Consider the following 13,837-nt stretch of genomic DNA (forward strand, 5'->3'; position numbering starts at 1 on the left):
CGGAAGCGGTGACAAGAAGAATGAAAACCATCGAAGTAGATGAAGACCTATACCAGTTTATAGCGAGTAAGACGGAGCGCATCGGTGAGAGTGCTTCGGATATCCTCCGCCGCTTAGTGGCAATGGACGAAGAAGCGGCCAAGCCGGTTGAAGAAACGTCCGTTGGTGCGCCAAAAGAGGTGGTGCCTACCACTTCAGATTTTTCCATTGATAGTCGCCAACTAGCCAGTCAAAAAGGGGCGGTTGGGCGGTTCGTTTACCTTTTATCTTTGCTTCATAAGTATGCGCCTAAGCAATTCTCGTCGGTACTAGAAATCAAGGGGCGTAACCGCATCTATTTTGCCACCAGCCAATCTGAGTTGATGGCGGCGGGGAGCAGCACTGCGCCTCGTCAAATCCCAGATTCCCCCTATTGGGTTATTACGAATACAAATACCGGAAAGAAACGCGCCATGCTTAAGCGTGTTGCGGGCATGTTGGCGTTGAATGAAACACAGACCGAGCTGTTATTAAAAAGCTTGCCTGTGGTCGCCGGCAAGAAATCCAAGAGATAGTTTCATAATAGAGTAGGGTAGGTAATACCTATGGCATTACATCCACAAGCCGGCAAACCCGCTGGTGCAGAGCAGTTGTGTAATATTCCACGGCTAATGGCTGCATACTATCAGTATCAGCCTGACGTCAGTGAAGCATCACAATTGGTGAGTTTTGGTACCTCTGGGCATCGAGGCTCTTCATTAAAGCGTTCGTTTAACGAAGCGCACATTCTCGCTATCACTCAAGCTTTAGTGGAATATCGTGCAGAACAAGGCACGACTGGACCTATGTTCGTAGGTTTTGATACCCACGCACTGTCTGAAGCTGCGTTTGGTTCAGCACTGCAAGTGCTTATAGCAAATGGTATTGAGGTGCGTTACCAAGAAGGGTTGGGATACACTCCTACGCCAGTGATCTCCCATGCGATTTTAAGCTACAACCAAGATCGTAGTGAAGGTCTCGCTGATGGTGTCGTGATCACGCCTTCTCACAATCCACCTGAAGATGGCGGTTTTAAATATAACCCCACCAACGGTGGACCAGCAGATGGCACGGCAACGGCCATCGTTCAGGCGAGAGCTAACCAGCTGTTGGCTGCCCACTTGGATGGCGTTAACATCGTCACCACGGAAGAGGCGATGGCCTCTCCGCTTGCTGTCGCTTATGACTACGTCACGCCTTATGTTGATGATTTAGGCAAAGTTATCGACATGGAAGCGATCAAAAAGGCGGGTGTTAAGTTAGGTGTAGATCCTCTCGGTGGCTCTGGTATCGCTTTCTGGCCTGCGATTAAAGCCAAGTATGGTATCGATATCGAAGTCGTTAACGACCGTGTTGACCCAGCGTTTGCCTTTATGACCGTTGATAAGGATGGCAAGATCCGCATGGATTGCTCCAGCCCCTATGCAATGGCAAGCCTAATCGAGCTAAAAGATAAGTTTGATGTGGCAGTCAGTAATGATCCTGATAATGATCGTCATGGCATTGTGACAAAAAGCGTTGGCTTGATGAATCCAAATCATTATCTCGCCGTTGCCATCGAATACCTGTTTACCCATCGTAAAGATTGGGGTGCAGATATGGCGATTGGTAAGACGCTTGTTTCTAGCTCGATGATCGACCGCGTGGCCGAGAGTTTAGGTCGTAAGCTATGTGAAGTCCCTGTTGGCTTTAAATGGTTTGTTGACGGCTTGTTTGATGGCAGCTTTGGCTTTGGTGGTGAAGAGAGCGCTGGTGCCTCATTCCAGCGTTTTGATGGCACTGTATGGAGTACCGATAAGGACGGCATCATTCTGGCGCTACTCGCAGCAGAGATCACCGCTGTCACTGGTAAAGATCCAGGGCAGTTGTACCAGCAGCTTGAAGCTAAGTTTGGCAGTCCCGTCTATGAACGCCTAGACGCGCCAGCCAACCACGAACAGAAAAAAGTACTCTCTAACCTCACTCCTGAGATGGTAGAAGCTGCAACACTGGCAGGTGAGCCAATTGTTGCTAAGCTGACACATGCTCAAGGAAATGGTGCAGCTATTGGTGGCCTAAAAGTGGTTACGGAAAATGGCTGGTTTGCAGCACGTCCGTCAGGAACGGAAGAAATCTACAAAATTTATACAGAAAGCTTCATTGGTCGAGATCATTTGAAGCAGATCCAAGAGGAAGCGCAGCAGATTGTTGCGGCTGCTTTTGCAAAATCAGGCTGTTAATGCTGCTTTTTTGTACTGTTTTCGCGGTTTTATTGAAAAATGATGAAAACTCATTACAGTAAAGCCGCGAAAAATCAGACTTGGATCAAAAAAATATAGTGTGTCACCCGTTACGATTTGGCACCTTTGAAATTTTACAACAGAATGTTTGCTCGATTTTTAATCGGTAAGCAACAGTATGTCCCGTAACAACTTAACGAAGGACAGTAATACCATGGCAACCAAGAAAACTACTGCTAGTGCAAAAAAGAAGGCGGCTCCTGCAGCGTCATTCTCTTTGAACACAACAGATTTTAAGGAAAGCATCCTGAAGCATCTGCACTCAACTTTGGGTACAGATGAAAACAAGGCAAGCAATCGTGCATGGGCTGAAGCAACTGCTGCAGCTGCAAACGATTTCGTATACGAGCGTCTGCGTCAAACACAGAAAGCTCACTTCGAAGCAGATACCCGTGCAGTGCACTATCTGTCTGCTGAATTCCTTATGGGTCGTCTGCTTTCAAACAACCTCCATAACCTGGGTGTATTTGATGCAGCCGCAGATGCGCTTAAAGATCTTGGTCAAGACATCTCTGTAATTCTTGATGAAGAGCCAGACATGGCATTGGGTAACGGTGGTTTAGGCCGCCTTGCAGCATGTTTCATTGACTCGCTTGCAACCCTGAACTACCCAGCTATCGGTTACGGTATCCACTACGAGCACGGTTTATTCCGTCAGGAATTCCGTGATAACCGTCAGATTGAGCGCCCAGATGAGTGGCGTGAGTACGGCAGCCCGTTCGAAATCTGCCGTCCTGAGTCTGTACAGCAGGTTCCTCTGTTCGGTTACGTTGAAACTGTATTCGACGAAACTGGTAACATGAAGAAGAAGTGGCACCCTGGCCGCGTGATCAAGGGTATTCCTTGGGATGTTCCAATTGTTGGTTACGGTGCAGAAACTGTAAACATTCTGCGTCTGTGGGAATCACGTGCTTCTGATTTCTTCAACTGGGATGTATTCAACGCTGGCGGTTACATCGATTCACAAGCAGAGAACGCAGAAGCTGAAGCAGTTTCTAAAGTTCTTTACCCGAACGATGAAACTGAAGCTGGTAAGCAGTTACGTCTTATTCAGCAGTACTTCTTCTGTGCATGTTCACTGAAAGATATCATCCGTCGTTATAGCCGTGCACACGGTAACGATTGGAGCAAGTTCTCTACTCAGAACGTGATGCAGCTGAATGATACTCACCCAGCGGTAGCTATCCCTGAGTTGATGCGTCTGTTGGTTGACGAGCATGACCTGAACTGGGATGACGCTTGGACTATCTGTCGTGAGTCATTCGCATACACTAACCACACTCTGCTGCCAGAAGCATTGGAGAAGTGGGACGTATCTTTGTTCGAGCGTGTTCTTCCTCGTCACCTTGAGATCATTTACGAAATCAACCGTCGCTTCCTGGAAGACGAAGTTGAAGTTAAGTGGCCTGGCAACGATGAAATCAAAGCTAAGCTTTCTATCATCGAAGAAGGCGACTCTCGTAAAGTTCGCATGGGCCACCTGTCTGTTGTTGGTTCATTCAAGGTTAACGGTGTTGCTCAAATTCACTCTGAACTGGTTAAGAAAGACTTGTTCCCAGAGTACGACGCACTGTTCCCAGGCAAATTCACTAACGTGACTAACGGTATTACACCGCGTCGTTGGTTGAAGGCTTGTAACCCACGTCTGTCTGCATTGCTGACTGAAAAAGTTGGTGAAAACTGGCCGCGTGACCTTGAATTGCTTCGTGATATCGCTAAGTACGCTGATGATCCTGCATTCCAAAAAGAATACATGGATATCAAACTTGCCAACAAAGTTGACATGGCTGCGACTATCCTTGAACTGACCGGTGTTGAAGTTGACCCAACGGCTATCTTCGATATTCAGATCAAGCGTCTTCACGAGTACAAGCGTCAGCAGATGAACCTGTTGCACATCTTGGCTCTGTACCGTCGTCTGTTGGAAAACCCAGACTACGACATGAATCCTCGTGTTGTTATCTTCGGTTCTAAAGCAGCACCAGGCTACAAGCTGGCGAAAGACATCATCTACGCACTGAACTGCATTGCAGAGAAAGTGAACAGTGATGCACGCATCAAAGGTAAGTTGAAGGTTGTATTCCTGCCTAACTACCGTGTAACTATCGCTGAGAAATTGATCCCTGCAGCTGACTTGTCACAGCAGATCTCTCTGGCCGGTTACGAAGCTTCAGGTACTGGTAACATGAAGCTGGCTCTGAACGGTGCCTTGACTGTTGGTACACTTGACGGTGCTAACATCGAGATCGCTGAAGAAGCCGGTGAAGAGAACGTATGTATCTTCGGTATGAACGTTGATGAAGTTCAGGCGTTGCAGGCTCAGGGTTACAACCCTTGGGACTACTACTACAGCAACCCAGAGCTGAAAGCTGTTCTGGATTGGTTAGATACTGACTACTTCACACCTGGTAAGCCTGGTGAACTGTCTAGCATCAAGCGCAGCTTGCTTGACGGTGGTGACCCGTACATGGCTCTGGCTGACTTCCAGTCTTACTCAGATGCTCAGAAAGATGCTGACAGCCGTTATAGCGACAAAGCTGGCTGGGCACGTGCAATGATCATCAATACAGCGACTATGGGTAAATTTAACTCAGACCGCTCTATGGAAGATTACGTACGTGACATCTGGAAGCTGACCAAGTGTCCAGTAAAATAATTCTTTAGATAATAAAGAACGTTGAAAAAGCCACCTTCGGGTGGCTTTTTTATTGCCCTAGCAGCGGCAACTGATTATCCATTTATGGTTGGTTGGTGTTGCAAGCAGGGCAATGGTTTGGCGGAGCGCTGAACGGTGGCTTACTAAATCGAATACTATTCAGCGACGACTTGGTTCCTACCGGAATCTTTGGCTTGATAAAGTCTCGCGTCAGCACGTTTTAGCCAACTGTCAGTGGTTTCGTTCAGTACTAACTCGGCAACACCAAAGCTTGCCGTTAGTTTTATATCGTTGGGCAAGGCAATGTTTGTTATTGCATTGCGTAGCTTTTCTGCCACAGCCATGGCATCCATCTGCTCGGTCTCAGGCAATAAGATGGCAAACTCTTCACCGCCAAAGCGGTACAGATGATCGGTTTTTCGTAGCTCTTTCTTTAAGCACTGGGTAGACAACTTAAGCACATCATCACCGACAGTATGACCATGTTCGTCGTTTACTCGTTTGAAGTGATCAAGGTCAACACAGATAAGCGTGTAATGCCTGTGGTATCTGAGTTTCAGACGGATCGCCTCCTGCAGCGCGGGCTTCATTGCTCGGCGGTTCAGCGCGCCGGTGAGGGGATCCCGATTTGCCTGTTGTTCTAATGCGTCGTTTTTATCTTCTACCTGATAAGCGAAGAAGGCGGTAAAAATCAGTGATAGGGCTAAGCCGATGGCAAATTTCAACACCATGATCGCGGGCGCACTATTGAGCGCTGCGAGCAGGGCAAAACTGGTAAAACAGATACTGAGTATTAAGCCGAGGCGGAAGCCAAAGACAAAGAACAGCATGGATGTTAAACCAAAACAGAAAATTAGCCCTCTAATACCGAGGAGATAGCAGATAGCAAGCATGCCTCCGCTGGCCAGTAAGATAAAAATGCGGCTGTAGAGAACGTTGTTTTTACTTTGGGCTAACCTGACCGTTGAAAGAATGAGTGGCAGTGCGATGAGCATCAGCAGAGTGCCGACAATGACGTTTTCTTTGAACAAGTGGTATAAGCCGTAGCCAACGATGGGCACCAGCATCACCAAATGCAGTGGAATAGATATTTTCTTCGACAGGCCTGAGCTCAGCATCCGTTTGATAAATAGTCCGCCGTACCAATAGGTTAAGCGTACTACCTATTTGTCTAATTAGTAGTAACTATCGCTGATATAGATAGGAAATGTGAGGGGGCTTACATATGTTGGCGGAGTGACCTGTTGCTAGTTGAACGAGAAGGGGACGACTGATTGCCATCCCCGTTCTTAACGATTCAATGAAATTGGCGCATTTTAGCTTAGTGGCTCGGCGAGACGGGCGACTAAGGAGCGAGTGGCGCTGCGTGCTTCTGTTAATACCACAGTTATCTGGTCGGCAAGCTTCAATGCCACTTCCTGTTTTATTTTGAGGGTTCCGGCATCACGGTCGATCTCTAGCTCTTCTTTTTTACTGTGAATAAGAGAGGCCGGTACAAACGCCATCGCGCCATTATCAAGTAACCTTACGCGCGCGCCGCCACGATTAAGATCGATAATTTCTGCACTGAATTCAGTTTTCTCTTTTACCGCTTTTTCGAGAAAATTCACATACAACCAATCCGACATAGAGCGCTCGGCTTGGCGGTTACGCTTGCGCTGAAGGGTAAGGTGGTCGACGAGTTCTGGGGTGGGTTTCAACACAACCTCGGTTTTATTGGCCAGAACCGCTTTTAATAACCGATGATTGATCATATCGCCGTATTTTCTGATTGGTGATGTCCACGTCGCATAGCTTTCGAAACCCAAGCCATAGTGTGGGCCCGGCTCATAGTGGATCAGGCTATAACTCTGTTTGGAGCGGATCCGCGCATCGAGGTGGCCGGTCTCCTGTGCATCAAGCCAACGCCGAAGATCGCAGAAGCCATCTAACGTCAGCAGGGTTTCGCGATTAAAATTGCCGCCCTGTTCATTCACTATCGCAATAACGTCATCAACCTTCTCTGGATCAAGCCCGTTGTGAACATTGAAGATGCCACTGTTTAGTTCTGCTTTCAGCCAGTTTGCTGCGCTTACATTGGCCACCAACATAGATTCTTCAACCATGCGATGGGCAATGTTTCTATGCTCAACATGGATTTCTTCAACCTCTCCCTGAGCATTCACTTCAAAGCGGTAATCGGGACGTTCAGGGAATATTAATGCATGTTCGTGACGCCAATTGCTGCGTGCCAGGGTAAATTGGTGCAGCGCTTTAAGTTGTGCCGATAAAGCATCATCGGGTTGCCAGATGAGGGTATCGTTGTCTGAGCTTTGCGCTGTGTTGTCACCTAAGAAAGCGGCGACATTACTGTAACTGAGTTTGTGTTGCGATTTAATCCAGGCGAGGAAGAATTCGCTATTTCCGCTTAGAGCGCCATCCTCATTTATGGTGACACGACAACATAATGCTGGGCGTTTCTCTCCTGCCACCAATGAGCATAACTCTTCGCTCAATTTCGGCGGTAGCATAGACACATTGTGTCCGGGAAGGTAGAGGGTAAATGCCCGTTGCTTAGCTTCTTCGTCCAATGCAGAGCCATCTGCAATGTAAGCGGTTGGATCGGCGATAGCGATGGTCAGTTCCCAACCATTGCCCGTTTCGCGGATCATCAAGGCGTCGTCCATATCCTTGGTCGATGCACTATCGATGGTAAAGAAAGGTTGCTCGGTCAGGTCCAGACGTTCGCTTTCATCCTGAAGTTGCTCGTAGGCTTGTTCTGCCGGCGGTTGATCCGGTAACTCGTGCGTGGCTGGAACTACCTTCCATGCCGCCAGTTTATCATTTGCACTGGTGATCTTTCGTTCGATACTGGCAAAAAACGTGTTATCACCTTTAAGCGGATGGCGTTGCAGGCGAGCAACCACCCAATCTCCCTCTTCGAAAGTAACGTCTTGACCCGCGTCATTTCGAGCGTTGATCTGGGTTTTGATTTGCGGATGGTCAGCAACAAGCGCAGGGCGGCGGTCTTTACGATATTTAATGCGGGCGATAAATCTGTCTAGCCCTGCTTCGAGCAAACTGTCTGGCTCAACACTCTCTTTCTCGCCATCTTTACGCAGTACAGCGACAACCCGGTCTCCATGCAGAACGGTTTTCATTGCCGGAGGCGGGACAAAGTAGCGTTTGCCTTTGTCGGTCTCTAAAAAACCGTAACTCTTGTCTGTGCCACGAATAGTGCCTTCGACCTTAGGTGCAGCCGCTTTGATCTCGCTTTTCAGCTGTTGCAGAAGAGGGTTATCTTTAAACATATTTTTCCTAAATAAACTTTACTGGTCGCCGAGATAGAGACTATCAAGGAGATTAATGCACCGTGTTAGTAGAAGAGGCCTCGACTGGAGCTTCTTCATCATTCGGCATCAGTACACCATTATCATTACACTCACCAACGACCTGCTCGATTATTTCACTGGTCTGGGTAAAGAAATGTTCAAACTGTTTGAGCGTGACCCCTGCGCCCACATACAGGGATTGACTGACGACAAGGCGGGGTAAAGTCGAATCCTGAATATCGACAAAGATCTTCGTGGTGGGGTAAGTTGCATTGAGATTCCCCATTTCTCCCAGCAGCGGCAGTAAGCCCGTGGGTTTTAATTCTGCCTCACAGGAAAGCAATACCCATTCAGGATCGGTGAATAGGCGTGCTTCCATTACCCCTTCGCAGCGCTGCAAAGCGGTTAAGTGAATAGCTTGGCAGTTGTCGCAGAGATAGGTTTCTACGCTGAAAGAGTCGAGCCAATGCTGAATTTGATCCCGGTCGGGACGGATTAAGGTGTCGACCATCTATCTGGTGATCCCGTGATGATAAAGTGAAGAGTGTAGGTGAGAATACTGGATAAAAACCTACACCTGTCATACAGACGTTACAGCGCCGAAGTATACGCATTTTGCAGCTTTTAAGACAGCCCTTGCCGCGTGTTGTAACGCCGTTATAGTAAAGGTCTGTTGGCACTTAGCTGTGAAAAAGGATAAAAGCTTGAACGCTCAGCACCTACTCGATAATAGTGATTTTCTAACCGAGCTTCTTTCTGCAGCAGGGAACGATTCTGCGCAACTGAACTGGCAACATCGTGGCGTTCAATATGCTTGGCTCGGCGAGGGCATACTCTTGTTGGAGCCATTAGCTAAGGCCGCGCAGACAGATTTGGTGTTGTCCTGTGGGATCCATGGGAATGAAACGGCGCCAATTGAGATCTGCAACCGACTGGTTAATGCGATCGTGAATGGCACATTGACGTTGGGCGTTAGGCTACTGGTGATTGTTGGCAATATTCCAGCGATGAAGCAGGGCACCCGTTTTGTTGATGAGAATTTAAATAGGTTATTCAAACCCGAACAGTTAACGGGTGATGCCAATCAGGAGCAGTGCCGGGCCACTGAGCTGATGACGGTATTAGATCAGTTTTATACTGCCGCAGGTGCTGGCCGGCGTCGTATTCATCTGGATCTACACACGGCAATTCGTGGTTCTAAGCATGAGAAATTTGCTGTACATCCTTTCCTTCATGGTCAACCTTATTGTGCCGATTTTATCCAGCTGCTGGCTGCACTTGAGTGCTCGGCCATCCTGTTGTCCCACGAGCCAACCGGGACCTTTAGCTATTTCAGTTCGCGGCAATATGCTGCTCAAGCAGCTACCGTTGAGCTTGGAAAAGTAAAACCGTTTGGTGAAAACCGACTGCAAGATTATCTCGCTACTGAGCATGTTTTGCAGGAACTAATCGCTGAGCGATTCTCGCCGTCATCTGCTGGCTTGCCATCTACCGTGAGCTTCTTCCAGGTGTGCCGCTCTATTCATAAACACTCTGACGAGTTTCACCTGAGTTTTGCTGACGATATTGATAATTTCACTGGTTTTGCCCAGGGAGAGCGCTTGTGTCATGACGGTGATGTTAGTTATGTCGCCGAGCATGAGGGGGAAGCGATAGTGTTTCCTAATGCTGGCGTTGCGATTGGTCAGCGCGCTTTATTGACGCTGAAACGGCTAGATGATCCGCTTGCGCATCTGCCCTTAGCATAAGCAGCCCCGTTTGAAGTAGCGCCGAAACATTAGATAACAATGATCCAAATGCCTTGCTCCCGGTGAATAACTGGTAAGCGCTCTATATTTGTGAGAACAAAGCGGCGATATGCCGTGATATAATGCGCCCCCTTTTAAGTTTAAGCGGCGAGAGATTGGCATTTCATGATACCCAAGATAGGTCATCAACACCTGCTGGCGCCTGAGTGTCTGGCATACTTACAAGCCCTAGAGCAAGCCGGTTTTGAAGGCGATATTGAAAAACAATATGGCAGTCGGTTAGCTGTTGCTACCGACAACAGTGTTTATCAGCAGCTTCCCCAAGGGGTTTTATTCCCTAAGCATCATCAAGATGTGCAGCTGATGACTGCATTCGCCAATGAAAAACGTTTTCAGGCTATTACTTTTAGTGCTCGTGGCGGCGGTACCGGCACCAATGGACAATCCTTAACGCCTGGCTTAGTCGTGGATCTGTCGCGACATATGAATCGCGTGCTGGAAGTCAACGCTGAAGAGGGCTGGGTTCGGGTCGAAACCGGTGTGGTTAAAGACCAACTCAATGATGCGCTCCGCCCCCATGGTTTGTTTTTCTCACCGGATCTCTCCACGTCAAACCGTGCCACCGTTGGCGGCATGATCAATACCGATGCCTCAGGGCAGGGTTCACTGGTTTATGGCAAAACCAGTGACCACATTCTAGGATTGCGATCTGTACTGGTTGACGGCACCGAAATTGACACCCAGCCGATCCCCCTGGCCGAGGCGGAAACCTTAGCTGCAGGTGAGGGCACGGTCGCCAAACTTTATCGTCAAATTCTGGCCAGTTGTCGTGATAAGCGTCAGGCTGTCTTGGATAAGTTCCCCCCATTGAACCGTTTTTTGACTGGCTATGATCTCAAGCATGCGTTAAATGATGATCAGACTGAAGTGGATGCAAGTCGCTTGTTGGCGGGCTCGGAAGGCTCTTTAGCAATAATTACAGAAGCCAAGCTTAATACAACGGTGATACCTAAGCATCGTGCTCTGGTTAACGTGAAGTACGACAGTTTTGAATCGGCCTTACGTAATGCGCCTGTGATGGTGAAAGCGGATGCATTGTCGGTTGAGACGATCGACTCAAGGGTACTGAATTTAGCCAAAGAAGATATCGTTTGGCACTCGGTGAAAGAGTTGATCACCGACGTTCCGGGTAAACAGTTGCTTGGTATTAATATTGTTGAGTTTGCCGATCACAGTGCTGATGATCAGCAAGCCAAATTGCAGGCTTTACGTGTGCAGTTGGACAAACTGATCGCCGATGAGCAAGGCGGCGTGATTGGTTATCAGGTCACAGAAGATCTGGCTTCCATTAACCGCATTTATGGTATGCGCAAGAAAGCTGTGGGCCTGCTCGGCGCTGCCAAAGGGCGTAAAAAGCCGATCGCTTTTGCTGAAGATACCTGTGTGCCCCCAGAAAACTTGGCAGACTTCATCATGGAGTTTCGCCAGCTACTGGATGATCATCAGCTTAACTACGGTATGTTTGGACATGTGGATGCGGGTGTGTTGCATGTGCGTCCGGCGCTGGACATGTGTGATCCCGAACAGGAAGTGTTGCTGCGTAAGATCTCCGATCAAGTGGTGGCATTGACTGCCAAGTATGGCGGATTGATGTGGGGTGAACATGGCAAAGGCTATCGTAGCGAATATTCGCCAGCGTTTTTCGGTGACGAACTATGGGGTGAGTTACGCAAGATTAAATCCGCATTTGACCCATTTAACCGCTTAAATCCTGGCAAGATCTGTACGCCGTTTGAATCTGACGCTCAGCTGGTGTCGGTGGATGCAACTAAGCGTGGTTTTTACGATCGCCAGATCCCAGTTAAGGTGCGTGATAGCTTCACCCAAACCGTTGATTGCAATGGTAATGGCCTGTGCTTTAACTACGATCTGACTAGCCCAATGTGCCCATCGATGAAGATCACCAAAGATCGTCGTCATTCGCCGAAAGGGCGTGCCGGTTTAGTGCGCGAATGGTTGCGTTTAGCTGAAAACGAAGGGGTGGATGTACTCGCTCTCGAACAGCAAACGCAGCGTGGCGGATTAAGCATTAAGCATCTGGTAGATAAAGTGGGTAACACATGGCGCAAGTCGCAGGGCGAATACGATTACGCCCACGAAGTGATGGAAGCGATGAAAGGTTGCTTGGCGTGTAAAGCCTGTACCAGCCAGTGTCCCATCAAAGTCGATGTACCGACATTCCGTGCCCGCTTTATGAACCTGTATCACACGCGATACTTGCGTCCCGCGCGTGATTATCTGGTTGCGAATATCGAAAAAGCGCTGCCGTTGATGGCCAAATTCCCAGGGTTTATTAACTTCTTCCTTAAGCAAGCATGGATTAAGTTCTTGACCAAGAAAACCGTAGGATTTGTGGATGCGCCGTTGATCAGTACACCGACGTTAAAGCAGTCAATGCACGGCCATGCTGCCTTAGGCTATGAACTGTCTGATCTGCAGGCGATCCCAGAAGCGCAACGCGGTGAGTATCTGCTGGTGGTACAGGATCCGTTCACCACCTATTACGATGCTGATGTCGTCCGTGATCTGCTATTGCTGATCGAAAAACTGGGTTATAAGCCAGTGCTACTGCCATTCAAACCTAATGGTAAACCACAGCATGTGAAAGGCTTTTTGACTGCATTTGCCAAAACGGCTAAAGACAGTGCTGAGTTTTTGCAACAGGTCTATGAGCTGGGCATGCCGATGGTCGGGGTAGATCCATCGCTGGTGATGACCTATCGCGATGAATATGTTCATGCGCTGGGAGAAGCTCGTGGTGATTTCGAGGTGATGCTGTTCCAGGAGTGGTTCCTGAAAAACCAGCCGGAGCCGCCGAAACCGACAGTGGAACTGAGTAAGCAACCAGCCTACAAACTGTTTGGTCACTGCACAGAAAAAACCGCGTTACCGACCAGTGACAGCGATTGGCAGAAGATCTTCGAACTGTTTGGGATTCCGCTGGCAAATCAGCCAGTAGGGTGTTGTGGCATGGCGGGTACCTATGGTCATGAAGCGCCAAACTATGACAATTCGAAAGGTATCTACGAACTTAGCTGGCAAGATCCGATTAAGGATAATCCTACTGAGGCTGTACTTGCTACCGGTTACTCATGCCGTAGTCAGGTGAAGCGTTTTGACGGCTTTAAACCTAAGCATCCAGTGCAAGCGTTGTTGGCGCTTTATCAGAGCTAACGTTGCAAATATCTGGAACAGTTAAAACCGCCTGGAAGGGCGGTTTTTGCTTTCTAACAGAGCACTGTTTTAACTTAGATACTTGTCAGTTGTGCGAATTGGCCACCCAACAGACGTTGCAAATCAGTTGCAGCCAGCTCGATCTCTAATCCCCGTTTTCCGGCGCTGACATAGATGGTATTGAAGGCGTTTGCTGACTCATCAATTAGCGTGCGGAGGCGTTTCTTTTGCCCTAAGGGGCTGACGCCACCGAGGATATATCCGGTCGCTCTTTCTACCGCTTGCTGCGGTGCCATGACTGCTCTCTTGGCGTTACAGCTTTTCGCTAACGATTTCATACTGAGTTTATGACACACAGGGATCACGGCAACGACAAGCTCCTTAGTCTCTAGCTGTACAACCAATGTTTTGAATACCTTCTCAGCGTCAACGCCGAGTTTTTCCGCTGCTTCCAGGCCATAGGAGTCAGTTGCGGGATCGTGTTTATACTGATGGACCCAATGCACTATCGCCTGCTGCTTGGCAAGGTTAATCGCTGGCGTCATTGGTCATTCTCGTTAGGTTAGTCATTGGTTATTCAGTTACCCCTTA

At 48.5% G+C, this 13,837-nt stretch carries 9 protein-coding genes; 5 read left to right on the plus strand and 4 right to left on the minus strand.

The features are described from left to right. The first annotated feature begins 20 nt into the window (after positions 1-20). From seqA to EZV61_RS16520, 3 genes are all read left to right on the plus strand, one after another. Complete coding sequence (gene seqA, locus EZV61_RS16510; protein WP_114338084.1) at positions 21-554, plus strand: replication initiation negative regulator SeqA; 534 nt, start codon at positions 21-23, stop codon at positions 552-554. 30 nt (positions 555-584) lie between these two features. Continuing rightward, positions 585-2,237, plus strand: a complete 1,653-nt coding sequence (pgm, locus tag EZV61_RS16515; RefSeq protein WP_114338033.1) for a phosphoglucomutase (alpha-D-glucose-1,6-bisphosphate-dependent) — start codon at positions 585-587, stop codon at positions 2,235-2,237. A 214-nt stretch (positions 2,238-2,451) separates the two neighbouring features. After that, the gene (locus EZV61_RS16520) at positions 2,452-4,953 is read left to right on the plus strand and encodes a glycogen/starch/alpha-glucan phosphorylase (RefSeq protein ID WP_114338085.1); all 2,502 of its coding nucleotides are present in this window, start codon (positions 2,452-2,454) and stop codon (positions 4,951-4,953) included. A gap of 155 nt (positions 4,954-5,108) precedes the next feature. On the opposite strand, the gene EZV61_RS16525 is transcribed toward EZV61_RS16520, so the two are convergent. From EZV61_RS16525 to EZV61_RS16535, 3 genes are all read right to left on the minus strand, one after another. Further along, entirely contained in the window at positions 5,109-6,071 is a 963-nt protein-coding gene (locus tag EZV61_RS16525) for a GGDEF domain-containing protein (protein ID WP_130565836.1), read from the minus strand. 198 nt (positions 6,072-6,269) lie between these two features. Then, positions 6,270-8,243: an exoribonuclease II gene (locus EZV61_RS16530; RefSeq protein ID WP_131417052.1), complete on the minus strand. Its 1,974-nt coding sequence runs from the start codon at positions 8,241-8,243 to the stop codon at positions 6,270-6,272. Positions 8,244-8,295: 52 nt separating this feature from the next. Further along, the gene (locus EZV61_RS16535; protein WP_114338036.1) at positions 8,296-8,775 is read right to left on the minus strand and encodes a type III secretion system chaperone family protein; all 480 of its coding nucleotides are present in this window, start codon (positions 8,773-8,775) and stop codon (positions 8,296-8,298) included. A gap of 193 nt (positions 8,776-8,968) precedes the next feature. Between EZV61_RS16535 and astE the strand changes: the two genes are divergently transcribed. After that, complete coding sequence (gene astE / locus EZV61_RS16540; RefSeq protein ID WP_165569646.1) at positions 8,969-10,012, plus strand: succinylglutamate desuccinylase; 1,044 nt, start codon at positions 8,969-8,971, stop codon at positions 10,010-10,012. A gap of 165 nt (positions 10,013-10,177) precedes the next feature. After that, positions 10,178-13,246: a D-2-hydroxyglutarate dehydrogenase YdiJ gene (gene ydiJ, locus EZV61_RS16545; RefSeq protein WP_131417056.1), complete on the plus strand. Its 3,069-nt coding sequence runs from the start codon at positions 10,178-10,180 to the stop codon at positions 13,244-13,246. A gap of 74 nt (positions 13,247-13,320) precedes the next feature. Here the strand turns inward: ydiJ and ybaK are convergent, their stop codons facing one another. Beyond that, on the minus strand, positions 13,321-13,791 hold the full coding sequence (gene ybaK, locus EZV61_RS16550) for a Cys-tRNA(Pro) deacylase (RefSeq protein ID WP_131417058.1): 471 nt from the start codon (positions 13,789-13,791) through the stop codon (positions 13,321-13,323). Positions 13,792-13,837: the final 46 nt, after the last annotated feature.

The organism is Corallincola luteus (assembly GCF_004336975.1).
In the GTDB taxonomy this organism is placed as follows: domain Bacteria; phylum Pseudomonadota; class Gammaproteobacteria; order Enterobacterales; family Neiellaceae; genus Corallincola; species Corallincola holothuriorum.